This window comes from Vibrio crassostreae, from assembly GCF_041439375.1.
In the GTDB taxonomy this organism is placed as follows: Bacteria; Pseudomonadota; Gammaproteobacteria; order Enterobacterales; family Vibrionaceae; genus Vibrio; species Vibrio crassostreae_D.
Genome location: NZ_JBGONY010000012.1, coordinates 18156 through 37382, shown reverse-complemented (window position 1 = coordinate 37382; position 19227 = coordinate 18156). Strand labels below are relative to the sequence as shown.

Sequence of the window (19227 nt, the reverse complement as noted above, 5' to 3'; positions counted from 1 at the left end):
CTACCTTTACTGAATTCTGGTGCGTAACAACAAGAACATAAAATACAAACCGCCGACCAAGTTAATGATCACGCTCACAGTGGTTTCAAACGCCATTACTTTTTCGATAAACCATTGGCCTGAAACCAATAGAACGACCGCTAACAAACTGCTCGCGATGATAAGCACGCGATGTTGATAAGATTTGAATATCTGACGCGCTAAGCTCACGGTGATCAAACCAAAGAACAGCACAGGGCCAACCAAAGCCGTCGATACCGCGACCATCACTGACACAATCACTAAGGTAATCTGAGTCAATCGCTTGGTGTTCACGCCCAAGCTTGTCGCGTTATCAACACCAAGCCAAAGCACATCAAGCTTGGGAGCCAACAACCACAGACCAAGCAAGCTCAAACCCAGTGGAATAAGGCTGAGGTAAACCAGTTCACCTTTCACGTTATTGAAGCTCGCGAACATCACATTTTGCAGCACGGCAAACTCGTTCGGATCAATCAACATCGCAAGGAAGTTAGCCAAGCTTGAGAATACTCTGCCGCACACAATACCAATCAACAACAGTGTAAATACGTTGTTTCGCTTACTCTTGAAGTAAAAATGGAACAGCGCAAACGAGAACAAGATCATCACAGTCACAGACAATGAAAAGTTCGCGATTGCATCAATTACCCAAAAGCTAGTACCACCAAACACAAACAGAAGCACTGTCTGCACCAGCATGTACAAACTGTCAAAACCCAAAATTGAAGGGGTTAGAATTCGATTATTGGTGATGGTTTGAAAAACCAATGACGATGCAGAAATCGCCACCGCCGCCAACACAATCGACAGCAGTTTTGGTAGTCGCAGAGACAAGAAGAACTCGTAGTTATCCCACGTAAGCCCCTGCCCCACAAATACTGCCGCCATCCCCAAAGACGCGATAGCCAGAATCGCAATTTTTACTGAATCACGCATTCGACTTGTCTCTCATGATTAGGTAGATAAAAATCAAACCGCCAAAGACACTGATTACCATTGAGATTGGAATCTCGTAAGGGAAGATGACGATTCGAGCTAACAAGTCGCAGGCCAATACCAAGATCACGCCCCAGTAAGCTGTCCAAGGCAGAATCTTTTTCATGTTATCGCCCATCATCAACGACACGATATTCGGCACGATAAGGCCAAGGAATGGGATAACACCAACGATCATCACCACCGAAGAGGCACAGATCGCGACAAGAGCAACACCAATGAAAACGATCTTTTGATAATTGAGGCCGATGTTTTTTGCGAAGCTTTCACCAATACTTGCCGCACTGAACTGACTCGCAAAGTAATAAGCCAACACACATGCAGGAACCGCGAGGTAAAGGATTTCATAGCTGCCTTGCAATACACTCGCAAAGTTCGCCATTGTCCATGCCGACATGGTTTGTACTAAATCGTATTTGTAAGCAATAAAGGTTGTTAGAGATGAGACAACGTTGCCATACATGATGCCAATTAAAGGCACCAACACCGCATTCTTGAACTTGAGGTGTTGTAAGAAGCGAACCAACAACATGGTGCCTAACACCGCAAACGCAAAGATAAAGCCTAAGTAGCTCCATTGAGCGGCATTACCCAGCACCAGAATACCGACGATGTAACCCAACATGGCACAATCAATCGTGCCCATCGTAGAAGGTGCAGCGAACTTGTTCTGAACAATCTGTTGCATGATAAGGCCAGCAACACTTAAACCCGCCCCAGCTAGCACGATCGCGAACAGTCGAGGTATCCGACTAACAACATAAATGGAATTGGCGTGTTGGTTGCCATTGAAGAAGTCACTAAAACTGATTTCAGCGACCCCAATCATTAACGACGTAACGCATAACACAACAAGAAATACAGCAGCGGCAACGGGTTTCAACATAGAAATAATACTAAAGGTAGGGCTCTTTGAGTCCGTATGAAAAGTGAAAAAGGGCTTATAAGAACGTTCTTATAAGCCCGGAAATCTAATGGTTGGTGACTATTGAATCGTGCGTTCAATATCACCCAACATTCTGTGAATCGCTGTCACGCCACCACCCGCTAAATACCAAGCACTTGAATCAAGGTAAACGATGTTGCCTTGCTGCGCTGCAGGTGTCGACGCAACTAATGGGTTATCAAACAGCTGTTGTGCGCGACCTTCTGACTTACCAATCGCTTTTTCACGGTCGAGAACATAAAGTACTTCAGGTTTTGCATCGGCAATGTATTCGAACGAGATTAAGTTACCGTGTGTCCCTTTAATTGGAGCCACTGTCGCACTCTTTGATTCAACGTATCCGAAGTCATCAAAGATGATTGAGAAGCGACTACCTTTGTTGAACATCGCAATGTTATTGCCGTTGTTCATCAGCATCATCGCAGTGGTTTCGCCAGAGGTTACTTTATCGTTTACCGCTGCAATCGAATCTTGAGTCTCTGTGATGATCGCTTCCACTTCTGCTTGTTTATTAAACAGCTGGCCGAGTGCGCGCCAGTTTTGTTGAGCATCAGCCCAGTACTTGTCGCCCTCAATAGAGAACATGATGGTCGGAGCAATTTGCGCCAGCTTGTCGTAAACCTTAAGCATACGGTTTTCCGCGATGATCACATCAGGTTTCAACATGTAGATAGCTTCAAAATCAGGTTCGCTCAACGAGCCAGTATTCGCCGTCGTTTCTTTGTATGACGAAAGGTAATCAGGCATTAGGCTGTGAGGCGCGCCTACTGGTTTCACACCAATTTTATCCAACACATCCAAGCTACCAAAGCCAAGAACCACCACTCGTTGTGGTACTTCATCAAACTGTGCTGTGCCCTTTACGTGCTCAATAGTCACGGTTTCCGCTTGAACGGTCATCATCAAAGACGATGCAAGAACGATGGCAAGTCCACTCAGTAACTGGCGAACTGAATTAATAGTTTTCTTCATGTTTCTTCCTTTGCCATTGAGATAAACCACCACTCATGACAATAAAAGTCACACTACTCATAAATGAGCATGGGGAGTACACAACTGCTAAATAACGATAATTTAAAGTTTGCCATTGAATTGACAACAAACTTGTAACGCAAGTGATAATTATTATCAATTATATTTGCGATAAAATTGAGGCACAACTATTTTGTTATTCAGAAACGTAAAAGTGGGTATTCATGTTTTGCGTAGTCGGGAGAGAATTGAGAGTGACTCAAAAAATGACAAAGGCGGCGAAGGGTAAAATGATCATAAGTTAGAGAGAAAAAAAAGATGGCAAAAACAAGCTAAACCGTAGAGCAGGTAAAAAGTAAACACGACTAATATGTGTATAAGCATTAAGTGTAAACACATGCCATAGCCCCTGAAGTCACTAGACTTCAGCCAAAACTTCGAATTACAATTTACAATGTAAAGATGCTATATAACAGCCACTTAAGAATCTACAAATTTGCCGTTAAATTGACATTACTCATTGTAAAGAATACGACTAGATGCAAAATCACAGATGGGTTAAAAACACATGACTCATCACACCCCCTTCGTTCACTCATCCTCAACAGATGATGATAAATCAATCAAAAATATTTTTAAAATTAATTGAAAATAGGGTTGTAATTTAAAAAACTAGGCGTATAGTTCGCCTCCTGGCTCTAATCTATAGAGCTGTTAATGCTAAAGTAAGTCCAAGTTCCACAAAGACAGTTCTCGATTCCTCGTTACACCATCTCTGCGTCAGCTTTCACCTAGATAGTCATTCAATAGCTTTTAAATCAGATCCCACTACCGTTCTATTCATCATTTGCTTTCTTTTTAGCGAATTCAAAATAGATCGACTACTTAAATATAAATGTAATAAACACAAGGCACAGTTATGTCACGCAGAACAACAAGACAAACCCATTGGTACCAACTATCACGCGAAAAAACAGTTAATAAACTAAAAGGTAATAAATGCTCAAGATTAAAATAGACTTACACAAAGAAGAGATTTCATGGGTCACAGAGATTCGACAGCTCAATAGCGATATACTCCACCGCCACATATTGCCCAAGCTACAACATCACAGTTATCTCATCGACTTTGAATTTAATGAACGAGAAAGCATCGGAACTATCGTTTCAGGCAACGGAAACACCCTAGGACATTTCACACTCCTATAGCATTTCCCAAAGGCTACAAAAGAAACACCATCTAGTTCGACAGATATAAAAAAGTCAAAGATATCACCCTCAATTCGCTCTAGCAGAACAAAATAGAGTAGAAGTAAAACAGATCAGAAACCTAGCCCTTTTTGCATTTCACACGCGGCTAACGCTAGCTAGGTTATCGTACTTCTATTGAAACCAACTTATATCAAACTCTGAATCACCAATGAGTCATTATCATTGCGTTCATGGACTAATAAGTTAACGGCATCGACCTTAACTTTTGATCAAGAGTATATAAGTGTTCTGCAGCTTGCATGTGTTGAGGGTAATCACTGAACTTCTCACGATTCTCCTCATTCATCTTACATGTCTCATCCACCAGCATTAACTTCCAATACAGCTTTGTTGTATGCAGCATCGCCAGTAAAGGTTTGAACACCTCTTTCTCATAAGCTTGAATCAGCTCTTCAATCAATTCGTCACGCTCGTCTTCACTTGCGATTGAACCATTGGTTGCCGACAATACTTTTTGATATTTCAGATTGAGTTGCAGCTTATCCATCACCGTTTGATTATCTTCCGCCAGCTCGACAAGTTTTGACTTAATAATGTTCACCCAATTCTCTTGGCTAAGAACCCTATCATCGATACTCGCAAAATCTTCGCGTATTTGACGTTCGACGTCTTTTTGAGCTTTCTTTAAAACGCCACGAACCTTTTGGAAAGGCAGCTGATATTCCTTACTTAGCTCGATAATCAGTTTATGAAAACCACCATTTGGAAGGTGTAAGTTTTCCTTAAACGTCGCCATTGCAGCTTCTTGCTGCTCTGTAAGGTTAGTCATTCTCTTTCCTATTCTTGATAACTCACGGTGCTGAGCCCGCGATCATACCACTATTATCCACGATTTCTTGGTAACTTCATGAGTTACACCTAGGTATGTCCTTAAATTATCTCAACGTCTTCTCTTTCGGCTAACTTTCAATCTATATGGCATTAAATGGTAAGTCTCAACCGGCGAATATTCGTACATTAGTCGCACAGGGTATAGAGCCAGACAGGAGTCATTACTTACTTATGAAAGATAACAATGAGAAATAACCATGACCTATTCTGAATACAAAGATTCTGACTTACATAAATGCATGAGCATTGCTGCAGAAGCAATGGTATCAATCGCCAAGTTTACCGTTAAAGCCACAACCCTTTTATTCCGATTTTTCCGCTGGCTTGCGGTGAAGACTTATACCTACGTCATGAAGTAGCCGCTGTTATTAGCACGACACTCCTTTAAAAAACATGAAGCGCGCCCTTTTAGGTCGCGCTTTTTTTATACCCAACGTTTTATACCTAACTTATCTATACCTAACTTTTCTATATCTAGCTTTTCTATATCTAGTTTTTGATGCCTGGCTTTTGGTGTCTAAAGTCGAATCCATTTTATATCGCCGATGGCGTTAAATGGTAAAACTGATCATCGATTAAAATCCATACTACACCTGTTCCAACAAAACAGACTTCTAACTTATACAGGTACTTAAATGAAAAAGATTGCACTTAAAATTGTAGGACTAACGGTTTTGGCTTCTGCGCTAACTGGTTGTATCGGTAGTAACGCCGTAACAGGGAAAGTGATGAAATTTAACGTCGAAGTTGTCGACAACCGTTATGCTCGTGCTGGTGTGAACTTCTTATTAGCACCTGTATACGGTATTACTACCGCGGCCGATTATGTGGTATTCAACTCATTGGAGTTCTGGACGGGTAAAAACCCAATCAGTGGTTCGCCACACATCTTTGATACCAAAACAGATACCCACTTCAAAGTGAATGATGAGCTTGATCCAAGCCTCAAAGAAGCGCCTGTAGGGCCAATTTCAAACAATCGTGCCATTGAGACTGGTGAGATGATCAAAATCGACGAAAACACCATTCAAATGGACATTGTCTACACAAGCGGCGAAACCGCAACGCTGACTGGAATTAAAGATGGTCAGAACGTGAGCTATTACATGGATGGTCAGCTTGTATCGCAAACGACTATCGCTGAACTAGAGAAGATTCAAGGCACTGAAGCTTAAGATTTGTAGCTCGCACTAACACTTAAGATTCGTAGCTCATAGGGAGTTCAACCTGAAAGCTACGTTTGACTTTGAAAAGCGTAAAACAAAAAAAGCCCGGCTACTGCTGGGCTTCTTTGTATGTGTTCTATTGAGATTGAGACTGTGCAAGCCGGATACTCACCAAACTCGCGACCATGATGGCTAAATAAAAACTGCCAATAATGGATTCCATAAACACGAAGAACTGTGCGACGGGCAAAGCCGGTGAAATGTCACCATATCCAACGGTGGTTAGCGTGATGAAACTAAAATACAGTGCATTAAACAGGTTCGTCAGCCAAATTTTTTCTTCCAAACCATTAAATGCATTGGGCAAAATTTCCAGAATCAACAAGTAGATGGTCGCCCAAGCCAGCCCTATCAGTAAGTAAATACAGATAGAACCAATAATGTGATTGGGCGTGACCTTCGTGGCTTGCATCACCTGTTTAAGAGCGGAATAAATGTGTGAGAACAGAAACACCGCCAATGCCGTTAACGTCACTATCGAAAGGTTATAGTCCTCCAAAAATGAGAATACCCCAGACACCGTAGCGGTTATCAATAGCAGACCATACCAAGAGCGATACAAGGCTCGCTCTTTATGGATGCCCACAATCGAAACAGCCAAAGTAATAATGATCAAAAAAAGAATGGTCTTTTGACCCTGCGGATAAAACTGTTGCATCACTGCACAGCCAAAAAACAGCACTAACAATGCATAAAACAAGAAGTAGAAGTTGTCGTCTTTAGAGACTGGCTTCATCTATTTTTCCTCGACCTCTGCGTTTTTTTTCTCAGTTTCTTCTTGGTTTTTCTCTTCAAGCCCAAGCCACGCCATCATCAGTTCATAGCTTAAACTCAGTATCACAGCACCGACAAACAAGCCGACAATGCCCGACATCGCCATGCCACCTAATGCGCCCAACAGAATCACCAACATTGGAATATGAGAGCCACGGCTTAGCAATACTGGCTTCAAGATAGCGTCACTGCCGCTCACCAAAATACACCACACTAAGAACAAGCTCGCCGCTAACGTCGATTCAACGCTGAACATGTAAATAATCGCAGGCAGTAGAGCAAGAATCGGTGGAAGTTGGATTATTGCAATGAGCAGCACAGCGAGCGCCCAAAACGCAGCAGCAGGAACGCCTGCAATCACCAAACCGATTGCCGACATCATGGATTGAATCACAGCAACACCAATCACGCCTTGCACAACACTGCGCACGGTCGACTTAGACAGCTGAACCAGTTCTTCACCTTTGCCGTCCGTTAAACGCGCCACTAAATGAGTGACTCCTGTTTGGCATTTATCGGCATTACTCATGAACGCGCCAGCAATAATGGTCGAGATAATAAATTGAATGAAACCACCACCTAGTGAGCCTAAAACTGAGGCCACTTTTGAAGCGAATATCTTGAGTTCTTCAGCATACTTAATGAACACCCCCTCGATATTGTTCGAGGCATGAACCAAAGTTGCATAGACCTTTTCACCAATCAAAGGGATGTCTTGCAAAGATTCTTTCGGTTTAGGCAGTGACAAAGTTCCATCTTGTAGCCCCGCCATCAAATCGGATGCGCTGGTGTAGATACCTGAAGAAAGCGCAACCAGTGGAATCAACAGCAATAACACGCCGATGAAACTCAGTAATGCACTGGCTTTGCCTTTCGACATCCCGGTTTTATTTGAAATTGCGACCGCCACTGGATACAACGCAGTCGCAATGATCGCGCCCCATATCACCAAAAGAATGAATGGGCGCAAAATAGAAAAACACCAATACACAAGCATGGCTATCGCTGCGATCTTGATGGCAGCGTCTATCGCCTGTTTTGAAAAATCATCGGTTAACTTCATGAGACGTCCTTGTAAGAGCAAAATTAAGGCTGATTTTGTAAGAACTTCCAATTCCTAGTTTCAAGGAAGAGTGAAGCCAAAATCATATATATGCCAATTAACACTAATTGGAATATGCGTATGAATGTGTTGCTATCGATGTCACCGGAGCTCATCAATGTGCTACCAACCAGTACCAGTAAGGTACTAAATACAGTGGCGAAAATAGGTGCTTTTTCAGGAACCGTGTAGATCTTGGTAGCCATAAGAATGGCAATAAGTCCTATAAACAAAGAATAGAAGACAATGTTGGGTACTATAGAAAGAATTGAAAAAGCAGCAATCGCCAGCAATCCCCCGATACCGTTACTTATCACCAGAAAAGCGCTCAACTTTATCGACTTCTCTGACGTAATCATCAACGATAGCAAGGCAATGAACATCATTGTCAGTAAAGCTTCAGATATTTGAAAAATAAAGAAAAAACAAACTACTGGATAGGAGATAATCATCGCCCTAAAGGCCGCATACCAACGCTGTTTCTTTTCGAGTGGTGCTGCGGCGAACCCTGAGAATTCAGATTTAGGCTCCGGAAAAAAGAAATGTACGAGTGCAAAAATCGTCACCGAAACCACACCTGAGGTTGCCAAGCCCGATGCTAATAATACGGAAACACCCGGATTAGAAATGGCCATGAACGGCAACATGAGCACTGCGATCAACAGAATCGTTGCAAACAAATTCCATTTAGGATCAACGAATAAGTAGTAACCCCAAAGCATCATCAAGCCCACTAAAATCAAAAGAGGGACTGGGTAGTGTGTGATTCCACGAGATAACAACAAGCCCAACCCCATGGTCACCACCACGGCCAATAACAGCTCGTAGACGGTTTCTTTATGGAGATCTGGCTTATCGATTAAGAACTTGGCTGTGAATACAGGAGCCACAAATGCCAATGGCCAATTGATCCACGCCGCCAAAAATACAGCCAACGTGACCCCAACGGTGTAACGCAGGATCCGTTGCTGTGTTTGTTGGTCGAGAATGGGCTTATCGGACATAAGACAATACGCTTATAAATCGAATCCACAATTTGCCTATCGCATTGAAAACAAAGTTATCACCGCTGTAAACAATCACGTCCGCTTGCCCACCAACTCTCAACATTCCTTGCATATCATCGCGTTCAAATTCAATCATGATAGGAAGCATCTGAGTTTGACGTAACCAGCCTGTTTGCTGACTCGCTTGAGCAAGTTTCCCCGCTTGATCATTTTGCCCCCAGTCCACACCCCAATCGATGCTGCTCACTCGGCCTTTAACGATTTGCCCCGGAGCAAAATCGAGAGCGACTTCCACTTCATCACCCACGGTGACATTACCCAGGCTGTTTTCACGGAAGTAGGCTTCAATCCAAATATCTTCAGTAGAAACAAACGTCATAATGGCTTGCCCTGCAGATGCATAGAAACCTTCTGACAAACTGAAATTAGACACACCACCTTGAGTCGGCGCTTTAATAACCGTACGTTCTAGGTTTAATTGAGCTTGCTCCAACGCCAGTAATGCGGCTTTCACTTGGCTGTTTTCTTCGCCTTCTTTACCCATTTGTTGTTTCGCACCTTCAAGATCCGCCTCTGCATTAACAACAGCCGCTCGAGAAGTTGCTAGAGCTGCCCTAGCTTTGTCTGCATCAGATTTAGATACCACACCTTTGTCGGCCATCTCCAATACACGTTTAGCTTGCAACTTGGTGTTTTGTCTTTCAACAATCGCTGACGTAAGCTTTGCCTGTGCAGAAGCAATACTCGCTGTTTGTGCACCAACATTTTGCCCGGCAATTTCGAGATTTTGTTCAGCTTGTGCAACGGCAATTCGGTAATCCGATTCATCAAGAATGGCGAGCGTATCACCTTGATTAACCAATTGATTCGGTTGGACTAAAATATCCAAAACTTTGCCCGACACCTCTGGTTTAATCGGGACGATATAACCCTTCACGCGTGCATTATCAGTGATTGGAATAATACGATCAGCGATTACACTGAATAGCAGCGTAAATGCCACAAAAAATAGGAGGTAGTTCGTGACCTTTCTTACCCTGTCTTTTCCGTTTTTTGGTTGAGTAACTTCTTCACTATCGTCTTGCTTGTTCCCTGTGACTTCAGACATGGGACTCCCTTCTAAATAACTAACATCAACAAAATTAATACCTTAAAAATAAACCCGACCATGGAAAACTCAAGTAAATAGGGTTAGATTTATTAAACTAAACACGCTAAATGATACGCGTGTCTAAATAATGCAATTGCATACAAGGACTGTTGAAATATGGTTGACGCCACTTACCAAGTGCCTGTAATTCAAACCAATTACGCAAAAATACTGGTTCAAGTTTTTACTGACTACGGACTTGACCTACATAAATTGCTAAAGGATTCGGGTTTGCCGCCTGATCTTATCGAGTCTGAAAGCGATTTTGTGCCATCAGAATCGATTAAACGACTGATTTATCTAACGTCGTCACAACTCGGCGTCTCTCGCTTTACAGACCTACTCGCCCTCGCCTTTAAACAAAGAATCATCCCATACGTATTGCATCAATTTACCGAGTTCGAAACGATTGAAGATTCGTTAAAACACATCAACACGATTTTCACCTACGATTCTCCCGGCAGCAGAGTCGACTTTATCCAAGAGCATGGGCAAAGTTGGTTCTGTCGAACCGCCCCTGAAGATAGTTCTCCGATGTTCCAATGGGGTGAAGTTTTCGCTATCACCTATATCATTGAACTAATAACCATTTTATCTAAATCACCTTGGCAACCAACCAAAGTCCGCTTACAAGGGCATAACACAGACATCGTTAAAACACTGCTTTCAAGTCACTGCCAACTGTTTATCGACCATAGCTCTACAGCCATTATGATCCCTGACGAGATCTTACAAATCCCTATTCGTCTCACGGCCAAAGATCTGAGTAACAAGCCTGCGATTGTTGAGTGGCACACGAGCTTTACTGACAGCGTTTATGAGCTACTCAAGCCCTATATGAAAGAACAAGACCTCTCACTTGAAGAAGCGGCTGAACTGCTCAACTTCTCTGTGCGAACGTTTCAACGCAAACTCAAAAATGAAAATACGACCTATCGAAAAATCAAAGAAAACCTTATGTTTTCAGTCGCATGTGAGCTTATGGAAGAAGGACATACGCTGACCTACATTTCGAGCCAGTTGGGATACACCAATATCTCTCACTTTTCTAGAGCATTTAAGCGAGTTTCCGGCCTTACGCCTAAGATTTATCAACGCTCAATTTCCGCGTAAAACAGTTCTAACCGATTAACCAAGTGCAATTGGCTTCAGATAATCCTAACTGGAACTACACACTCTATTTCGGCCGTTACCTTTTGCACGGTAAAGCGCCCTATCCGCGCTGCGATACGTCGCTTCGGCATACGCTTGTATTTCAGACACACCACTACTTACCGTTAGGTTTAGTGTTGTGTCTTTAGCAATCACTTCTTTTAACCGATACATAGCTTCAATCGCTTCTGACAGGTTGGTTTCTGGCATCAAAATCGCAAATTCTTCCCCCCCAACTCGTGCCACGATATCGGTATCTCTGATGTTTTTCTTCAACAGTTCGGCCACCTCTTTAAGAGCTGTATCACCTTGATCATGACCATGGTTATCATTAATTGCTTTAAAGTGATCCAAATCGATCAGTGCTAAACAGGAGTGTGTATGACCGTAGCGATCAGCTAGGTTTGAGTAGTGACTTAACTCTTTATCAAAGCGGCGGCGATTCCAGCAACCTGTGAGTGAGTCCGTTTCAACCAGTATTCTTAATTGGCGTTCGAGCACCTTACGTCGACTAATATCGGTAAAAGTTACAACGTATTTTTCGTTGTTCGGCAATATTTCGGTTAGCTTTTCGACAACTGCATTAACCGTAAAGTGTTCACCAAGTCGGCTGACACCACTCAACTCACCTTTCCATCTGTGATTTTGCTTAAGCGAGGTCGCAATGGTCGATATCAAACCACTGTTGTTCATAAAACAGAGGTCAGAAATAGGACGAGCTTCGACTTGGTCAAAGGCATAACCTGAAACCCGAGAGAACTGTTGATTCACTTGTATGACCCTCAATTGACTATCGAGGACAATAAAACCAGCGACGCCATCAATGATCGCTTCCGACAAGCTATTCTTGCTTTGAGCCATTTCATGTCGATATAGGCGTGCAGTAATGATCGTACTGAGAAAAAACAACGCGCATACAGAAAAAGCCATGACTGCAGAAGAAGCCATACTCAATAACCACAAGCTAACTGCCATATTAAGGGCAAGTGTAGACACCACGTATAGCGGCATTTTTCGGTCAAAACTTAACTTATTCATAGTCTGCTCTAGTGATGGGCGAATGACTATGATGGCTAAGTTTTCACTAAGATATTTACCATTTTACGACACATACAAATTCAAATTATATGAGTACCATTAAGATCAACAACTTATGCTAATTATTGAGTAAGAATAGCAAGCTACCGCCACTGAGTGAGCTGCCATAATTGAAGTTAATTCCAATCCCGAAGTTGTCAAAAAAGTAAGAATCGTAAGGCACATCAAATACTAATCCGGCCCCGAATTCATAGTAATAGTGCGTATCTAAAGGAGCAGTCAAATCACCCGCGACATCAATTCTTGTTAAGTTATAGTGGATTTGAGGGTTATTAAGCGACCAAGCATCGAGCGCTACATTTTGCCTAAACTCTAGTTCATTAATGAATCGCATCCCTTCTGGGTTACCGATATCGCCATCGTTCGCTTCGCCCCAGCCTGTTCCATAAAAGTAACGAACTCTTGAAGACACATTCCAACTGCCCCACTCCTTTGGTTGCAAGTATTGAAGTTTGACTGAAGGTTCTGCAACAAGCGCCCATGCTGATGTATTCAACGCGTAGCCGTCTAGCTGAGATTGAAATGCTTGAGAGTAGCTGTTGTTGTATTCGTATTTATTGCGGTAATAGAGCAAGTGAGTGCCTAAGCCATAGGCGATAGACCAATGTTGGTTTAAATGGTTTTGCCCTCCGAAAAAGCCATACAGGCCCAATACCGAGTCTTCATTTGGGTTAACACGACGGTCAGGAGTCACATCTGATGAGATCTCAATATCCTGTTCAGAAAGCGCATAAGACCCTCGCACAGACCAAATAAGGTCAAAGTCAGGGTCATCCGTTTTAATCACGGAAGAGTAAGGGATGGAGCCCACACTCACTTGGCTTCGAGTATCGATGGTTTTATCGGATCCAAAACCACTGTCGTTTAAGTTGATAAACGAATTAGGATCAAAATCCACAAAGCCAATTGAAATGGCATCGCTGTCAGTCAGCGCAATTGATACAGAAAATATCTTCTCTAAGCGGTTCTGAATCAATTCATTGGATGCATAGGCCGAGGAAGAACTGAGGCCCATTAAGAGCAGAATAATAGAACGGGGATAGTGCGATAGGGGTGAAAGCATTAAGTTGACTCCATTCAAACTTATGCTTCAAGTGTAATTGGTAACTTAACTAATTCAATCAGAGAGTTAACGGTGTGGTTGATACTGCTCTCAGTTCCAACTGCAAGAGCGTTGCTAAATCGATGGCCCCCCAAAGTTCTTCTACGTCTTGGATTCTAAAATGAATAATCATATGCGCCTCTGTCTAAATTGGAGTCTTATCTTGGATCATTCTTAAAACCCTTACTTACCATAATGCGCCAAACTGACTTTAAGACTTGTTTCGCATATAAAACAATAAGCGTTTGAAAATTATAGGATTAACTCCTAAGTTTTTTATAACCCTTTACTCAGGAAGAAGTAGATGAGCAATATAGAAAAAGTATACGGATTTAATACGCCCCAACGACTCTTTGTCGGATACACGCTTGCGGTACTCGTCGATTTAACCGTTCTTAATTTTTTTGATGAATACTGGGACTTCGTCAATATCGAGTCTTTCACCATCTCATTTACAGCTGCGATTCTGCTCCAGCTATTGCTCAAATTGTCTATCGGTTTAGAACATAAGCTGGCTGATTACTTCAAATCTAAACCGGGGACTGCGCCTAAGATTTATCGCGGTTTATCCAGTTACGTGATTCTAGTGGGCTCTAAGTTTGTGATGCTGGAAGCCATCAATATCTTGTTTGGAGACAAGGTAGATTTCACAGGCCCTTGGAATGGTGTCGTAGCGTTCTTCGCTGTGGTATTCACGATCTTGGTCGCAGAGATTATTGTTTCAAAGATCTACTTCGCACTCGATGACACGCCCAAAGCCGAAAAAGCATAGCCGCTTTTGATACAGACCTAAGACAAAAAAAGTGAGCCGAACAGGCTCACTTTTTACATCTATTCTTTACGTTTCAGCGATTAACAAACAGAGAAGTTAGATAAAGACTCTCGCTCTAATACCGAATACCCAAGCGCTGCTTTCATTAGAGAATGCAGGATCCTTTATGTACTGGATGTCAGGCGTTACTTGGAAATGGTCGCCAAACTGCATGTTGTAGTAAATTTCAGCCGTCCATTGCTCTGTATTACCACTTATTGCTTTCGCATCAGCTGCAAAAGAATCACCATTCACTTCTGCCCAATTAAGTGCCACGCCTAAATTGTTGGTTGGTTTTCCTAATCCAAAGTAACCCATACCAACAGAAATCGATTTATCGTAAAGGGCAACGTCCCCTTCAGAGAAACCACCACGTACAAACGGCATCACTTGATCAGTCATGAACTGACTCCATGAAAAGTTAACGCCCGAGCCACCTTCCGCAGCAAGGCTATTACTGTGGCGAGTATCGTCACCAAAGTCCCAGAACGTCACATGGAAGTTATCGGTATAAATCAGTTCTTGTGAAGCCGTCCAACCTAACTCCAAGGTTGTAAAGTAAGACGCATCACTACCAAAAGCGCTATCAAAGCCATCAAAAATATCATCTGACTGACCATTTGCATCAGCGATACCACCGACCACATAAAAGTTTTCGCCTAGCATATGACCGGCAGAAAGGGCCAATACACCGTCATCCGGTAAGCCCATCGCACCTGAGCCTGTCGAGAATGCCAAGTTAGTAAAGCCAGACCACGGGCTTGCTAGAGCGTAAACATCCGCATAGTTCGTTACATCCTGCCAACCAACGACAATGGTGCCTTTGCCATCATTGATTTTTTGCTTCCAGTTTAAGTCCGTAACACGGAACCCTTGGTCACTGTATGCAGGGCCAATTGCACCAACATAGCCAAGCGGGCCGAATGAATAGTCTTTTGGCGCAGTATCACCATAGGCATGCCTATGTTCCACCTTCCAAACCAGGCTACCTGAGTTCTGTGTGTCCTTACCTAATAGATGCCATGAACCGTATAATCGTGCCACACCCGACGATGCATCAACGCTATCGCCGCCAACCCCATCCCCAGAGGTCAGCCCCAAAGCAAAGTAATCTGCACCAAATGTAAAACCATCTTCAGCTAATGACTCCCTCCAAGATTTCTTTTGTGCTTTCTGCTCTGCAATTGTATTTTCAACAGAATCTGGGCCTTCAAAGTTAGCGCCGTAAACAACGCCGCTCATTGTGCTCGCTGCCATCACAATTGCCATACTTACTTTAGAGAATCTTGAGTTCATCATGTCACCAGTGCTTTTTAAGTTAGTTTTATTTTATTCATTACTCACATTGAAAATTGTCATTTGATGACAACCATTAATTTTCTTTTTCATAATAGTCTTCGATCATCGAAGCTTTCATTTCATAACCCATAGTGAGGTTACTTTTTCCATCGACTAGGAAGACCTCTTCAGTCACTTTGTTGGAGCTAAAGTCACCTTCTACCCACACTGGATACTGAACGTTCTGTACCTGAAAGCCTTCAGGGAAAGACACGCGCACAATCTGGTTTGCAGGTGGTGGCGGCATGTGGATACACGCACCCGCCACAGGCACTAACAGAAACTCTGTTGCTGTCATTCCCTCTGAGAACTCCAGTGGAACGATGAAACCGGGAACTCGTACTTTCTTGCCATCAAACTCTGTCGTGATAGCTTCGGCGTTTGCTTTCATGGTTTGCATGTATTCGTCACGCAGTGCGATCACTTCGTCTGCGTCTACACCCTGCTCTTTTAGCGTTTGTTTAAATAATAAAACCTGTTGTTGAGCTTGCTCTTCCTCTGATGCACTCATTGCTATCACACCTTGTAATAGACGCATTTGTTGATCGGTGAGATCCGGCATTTCTACTTTCATTTCGTGAGACTCTGAGTTCAGATCTTGCCACTCAAGATTCATCGCAGTTTCAGCAAAAGTAGGAAAAGCAACGGCCGTCAGTGATACCACCGACAGGATAAGAGAAAGCATTTTTTGCATAAGGAACACCTTGAAGAGAGGTGACCTACCCAGATAGGTCACCCATTAAAGCTTAATTTCTAACTGAGTTGTCGAACTGAACTACAGCGTGTTTTTGTAGACTTTGCCGTCTTTCATGATGACTTTAATGGTGTCGATTTCGGGGCTGCGCGGCTCTGCATCAAACCATTTTTCGTTTGCCCCAATTACTGACAAGTCTTCAAGTGGGTTGCCTTCAACAATAATGATATCGGCGTATGCGCCCGCTTCAATCACGCCTAACTTACCCTCTGGGTATGGGTCCATCACGCCAGATAACTTAACGATCTCACCATTTACCGATGTCATCCCTTTCAAAGTGAAGAAGTTGCCTAACTCTTTACCCGCAAGGAAGATCGTATGGTCAGTTTGTTTGATACAAGAAACCACGTCACCAACACAGTCTGTGTGGAAACCCCATTTCGGTTGGTACTTGTTGACGTTCGAGATGTAGTCTTTGAATGCTTTGGTTGCCGACTCCGCTTTACGCTTAGAGGCAGGGTTCGAGTTGATCGCTTCGATCTGCGTCAGGTAAGGTGAAAACGCGGTCATGTTAGTTGTGATGTAAGCGTCTTTATCTTCCATCTTGTCAGCGATATCGCCATCGAACATGAAACCGTGCTCGATCGTTTTAACACCCGCATCCAAGTTACGCATGATCGCTTTTTTACTGTAGGCGTGCGACATCACGTAAGAGCCATACGCATCAGCAATTTCCACGGCAGCTTCAATTTCTTCCGCAGACATCGCATTCAGCTGCCAAGGGTCAAATGTTGAAGCCACACCACCCGAAGACATGATCTTAATTTGCGTATTGCCTTGCTTGAAGTTTTGACGAGCAGCGGCTTTGATTTCTGTAATACCATCGGCATTAAAGCTCACGCTATTTCGAGCCATACTGGTTGATGAACCAAAGAAGTGTTGGTTAGCCGTGGTTAGGTTACTGAAATCGGCATGCGAACCCGTCGGGCCAATAAATGCGCCTGATGTGTAGAGTCGAGGGCCCGGCAACATGCCAGAATCGATTGTTTTACGTAAGCCAGTATTCAAGCCACCAGCATCACGCCACGTGGTGAAACCTGATTGAAACGCAGCGTTCGCGTTCACTGTTGCTCGAGCAGCCAGTTCTTCAATCGTACGGTTGTTTTCGTGGTCACTTAGATTACCGCCATTCAGCAACAAGTGACCATGGCCTTCGATTAAACCCGGCATTAGCGTTTTGCCTTCGCCGTCGATCACTACAGCGTCACCAGCCTCTATCGGGCTCGCAGAGATTTGTTTGATAAGATTGTCTTCGACTAATACATGATGGTCTTCGTACAATTTGTTTTCAGTACCATTGAACACATCGACGTTAGTAAATAGCGTTGATGCGGCATTTGCAGAAAGAGCAAATGAACACGAAAGAGCAACAACAGAGAGTTTTAAGCCTGCATTTTTCATTTATACACCTTGATTCCGTTTATGAGTGGAGTCCACTTCCCATAACGATTCCGTAACTACTAATGAGTGTCATGAGGTTTCAAAGGTGTTTTTGTCAGCCGCGAAACTCGCTAAAAAAAACAACTCATCCACATTCAATAACTTAGTAGTGATATTGCCAGTATTCAAGGTCGATAAATGGCCATTTGGTGACAATAAATAATTCTGCGTGCAGGCTCCTGTTTTTACTTACTGGTTTTAGCTGTGCTCTTTTCGGTACTGTCTTGGCGTCATGTTCATCTGTCGTTTGAACGCTCGGGTAAAGTGGGAAGAATCGGAATAGCCCATTTTCGCACCTACTTGCGTGATCGATAGATCTGACTGCTTAAGCAATTCTAAAACCTGCTCAAGAACCATCTCTTCAATCAAGGTTTTGTAGACCACCCCTTCACTTTCCAATCGACGCTGGATCGTTCTGACATGAATATTCAGAATCTCAGAAGCTAAGCTAATTGGGAGTTTCCCCATCGTGAGATAAGGTTTAATAACAAGCTTAAAAGCGCTCAGGAATGTGCTAGGCAAAGGCTTAATGAGATCTGGTACTTGAGCAATTTTGGGTAAAACAATCGGTGCAAGCATGATATCTTCAGGGATCTCAAAGGCAGTGACCGGCCTATGCGTATAAAACTGAGCACTGCCCATTTGTGGTAGAGATTGAAAGCATTCGAGATCGCCATTCTGAATGCCAACCTCAGACGGCTTCCAACGCCCTTGCGTTAATACTAAAAGTAGCTCGTTGATGAAAATGACAGAGAACAGCTCAGCGAACTTAAACCAAGGCGCGTTAGTAAACGGCTTCTCGCGAACCAACCACCACTTGCCTCCAGATTGCTTGGTATAGACATTCGCACCATTGGATACGAGCTTCAGCTGCTCACCAAATTGGTCTAGCGCACTTTTCAATGAATCCTGCTGACTTAGCTTAGCCACAAACCTTGGTACATAGGTTTGCTTGCAAAAACTCCACATAAACAGCGAAAACTCTTCTCTCGACGCAGATTCCCCCATAATCTTGACCACGTTCTTAACCGTTGTCTCAGGGAGATAATCGTAATGGTCATTACTGGTGAGAATATCATTAGGGATTTGGGCACTGCGTAGTAAGGTGTAGATTTCACCATCAATATGTTTGAACAGTTCCGCGAACAGCTCGACTTCCTTCTTATCTACAACTGTCATTATCTGAGAGGTATTTGGCATCCTTTCCTCTTAATCTGTTCTTTCAAGAACTCTAA

19 protein-coding genes are annotated in these 19227 nt (G+C 43.1%); 5 read left to right on the top strand and 14 right to left on the bottom strand.

Annotation, left to right across the window (positions count from 1 at the left end; genetic code table 11):
• Positions 1 to 6: 6 nt before the first annotated feature.
• From ACED45_RS07585 to ACED45_RS07575, 3 genes are all read right to left on the bottom strand, one after another.
• A complete protein-coding gene (locus ACED45_RS07585) occupies positions 7 to 957 on the bottom strand; it encodes an iron chelate uptake ABC transporter family permease subunit (protein ID WP_371713663.1) in 951 nt (316 codons plus the stop codon).
• Positions 950 to 1903: an ABC transporter permease gene (locus tag ACED45_RS07580; RefSeq protein WP_371713662.1), complete on the bottom strand. Its 954-nt coding sequence runs from the start codon at positions 1901 to 1903 to the stop codon at positions 950 to 952. Before ACED45_RS07580 ends, ACED45_RS07585 begins: the two co-directional genes overlap by 8 nt.
• Positions 1904 to 2002: 99 nt before the next feature.
• Positions 2003 to 2935: a siderophore ABC transporter substrate-binding protein gene (locus tag ACED45_RS07575; protein WP_371713661.1), complete on the bottom strand. Its 933-nt coding sequence runs from the start codon at positions 2933 to 2935 to the stop codon at positions 2003 to 2005.
• A gap of 999 nt (positions 2936 to 3934) precedes the next feature.
• Here ACED45_RS07575 and ACED45_RS07570 point away from each other — a divergent pair.
• Positions 3935 to 4144, top strand: a complete 210-nt coding sequence (locus ACED45_RS07570) for a hypothetical protein (RefSeq protein ID WP_004731601.1) — start codon at positions 3935 to 3937, stop codon at positions 4142 to 4144.
• A gap of 238 nt (positions 4145 to 4382) precedes the next feature.
• Here the strand turns inward: ACED45_RS07570 and ACED45_RS07565 are convergent, their stop codons facing one another.
• A complete protein-coding gene (locus ACED45_RS07565; protein WP_102513308.1) occupies positions 4383 to 4976 on the bottom strand; it encodes a hypothetical protein in 594 nt (197 codons plus the stop codon).
• A gap of 259 nt (positions 4977 to 5235) precedes the next feature.
• Here ACED45_RS07565 and ACED45_RS07560 point away from each other — a divergent pair, with 259 nt between their 5' ends.
• Positions 5236 to 5397 (top strand): hypothetical protein, encoded by a 162-nt coding sequence (locus ACED45_RS07560; protein ID WP_165689581.1) that lies wholly within the window; start codon positions 5236 to 5238, stop codon positions 5395 to 5397.
• 276 nt (positions 5398 to 5673) lie between these two features.
• Complete coding sequence (locus tag ACED45_RS07555) at positions 5674 to 6213, top strand: DUF3332 domain-containing protein (RefSeq protein WP_017109127.1); 540 nt, start codon at positions 5674 to 5676, stop codon at positions 6211 to 6213.
• A 127-nt stretch (positions 6214 to 6340) separates the two neighbouring features.
• Here the strand turns inward: ACED45_RS07555 and ACED45_RS07550 are convergent, their stop codons facing one another.
• Genes ACED45_RS07550 through ACED45_RS07535 form a run of 4 tightly spaced genes read right to left on the bottom strand, consistent with a single transcriptional unit; the run spans position 6341 to position 10255 of the window.
• Positions 6341 to 7000 carry a potassium channel family protein gene (locus ACED45_RS07550; protein ID WP_017109126.1) on the bottom strand — a complete coding sequence of 220 codons (660 nt, stop codon included), beginning with the start codon at positions 6998 to 7000 and terminating at the stop codon, positions 6341 to 6343.
• Entirely contained in the window at positions 7001 to 8101 is a 1101-nt protein-coding gene (locus ACED45_RS07545) for an AI-2E family transporter (protein ID WP_371713660.1), read from the bottom strand.
• A 23-nt stretch (positions 8102 to 8124) separates the two neighbouring features.
• On the bottom strand, positions 8125 to 9144 hold the full coding sequence (locus ACED45_RS07540; RefSeq protein WP_371713659.1) for a DUF2955 domain-containing protein: 1020 nt from the start codon (positions 9142 to 9144) through the stop codon (positions 8125 to 8127).
• Entirely contained in the window at positions 9134 to 10255 is a 1122-nt protein-coding gene (locus tag ACED45_RS07535) for an HlyD family secretion protein (RefSeq protein ID WP_017109123.1), read from the bottom strand. The genes ACED45_RS07540 and ACED45_RS07535 overlap by 11 nt, the downstream gene beginning before the upstream one ends.
• Before the next feature lie 159 nt (positions 10256 to 10414).
• On the opposite strand from ACED45_RS07535, the gene ACED45_RS07530 reads away from it, so the two are divergent.
• On the top strand, positions 10415 to 11410 hold the full coding sequence (locus ACED45_RS07530; protein WP_017109122.1) for a helix-turn-helix domain-containing protein: 996 nt from the start codon (positions 10415 to 10417) through the stop codon (positions 11408 to 11410).
• A 45-nt stretch (positions 11411 to 11455) separates the two neighbouring features.
• Here the strand turns inward: ACED45_RS07530 and ACED45_RS07525 are convergent, their stop codons facing one another.
• The gene (locus ACED45_RS07525) at positions 11456 to 12487 is read right to left on the bottom strand and encodes a GGDEF domain-containing protein (protein ID WP_371713658.1); all 1032 of its coding nucleotides are present in this window, start codon (positions 12485 to 12487) and stop codon (positions 11456 to 11458) included.
• A gap of 118 nt (positions 12488 to 12605) precedes the next feature.
• Entirely contained in the window at positions 12606 to 13610 is a 1005-nt protein-coding gene (locus tag ACED45_RS07520; RefSeq protein WP_054545669.1) for a Solitary outer membrane autotransporter beta-barrel domain, read from the bottom strand.
• Positions 13611 to 13953: 343 nt separating this feature from the next.
• Between ACED45_RS07520 and ACED45_RS07515 the strand changes: the two genes are divergently transcribed.
• Positions 13954 to 14421: a hypothetical protein gene (locus ACED45_RS07515; RefSeq protein WP_371713657.1), complete on the top strand. Its 468-nt coding sequence runs from the start codon at positions 13954 to 13956 to the stop codon at positions 14419 to 14421.
• Between the two features lie 96 nt (positions 14422 to 14517).
• On the opposite strand, the gene ACED45_RS07510 is transcribed toward ACED45_RS07515, so the two are convergent.
• The 4 genes from ACED45_RS07510 to ACED45_RS07495 form a co-directional block, all read right to left on the bottom strand.
• On the bottom strand, positions 14518 to 15717 hold the full coding sequence (locus tag ACED45_RS07510; RefSeq protein ID WP_371713694.1) for a carbohydrate porin: 1200 nt from the start codon (positions 15715 to 15717) through the stop codon (positions 14518 to 14520).
• 115 nt (positions 15718 to 15832) lie between these two features.
• Positions 15833 to 16492, bottom strand: a complete 660-nt coding sequence (locus ACED45_RS07505; protein ID WP_108093156.1) for a DUF3299 domain-containing protein — start codon at positions 16490 to 16492, stop codon at positions 15833 to 15835.
• An 81-nt stretch (positions 16493 to 16573) separates the two neighbouring features.
• A complete protein-coding gene (locus tag ACED45_RS07500; RefSeq protein ID WP_017071981.1) occupies positions 16574 to 17953 on the bottom strand; it encodes a metal-dependent hydrolase family protein in 1380 nt (459 codons plus the stop codon).
• A gap of 237 nt (positions 17954 to 18190) precedes the next feature.
• Positions 18191 to 19171: a helix-turn-helix domain-containing protein gene (locus tag ACED45_RS07495; RefSeq protein ID WP_371713693.1), complete on the bottom strand. Its 981-nt coding sequence runs from the start codon at positions 19169 to 19171 to the stop codon at positions 18191 to 18193.
• Positions 19172 to 19227: the final 56 nt, after the last annotated feature.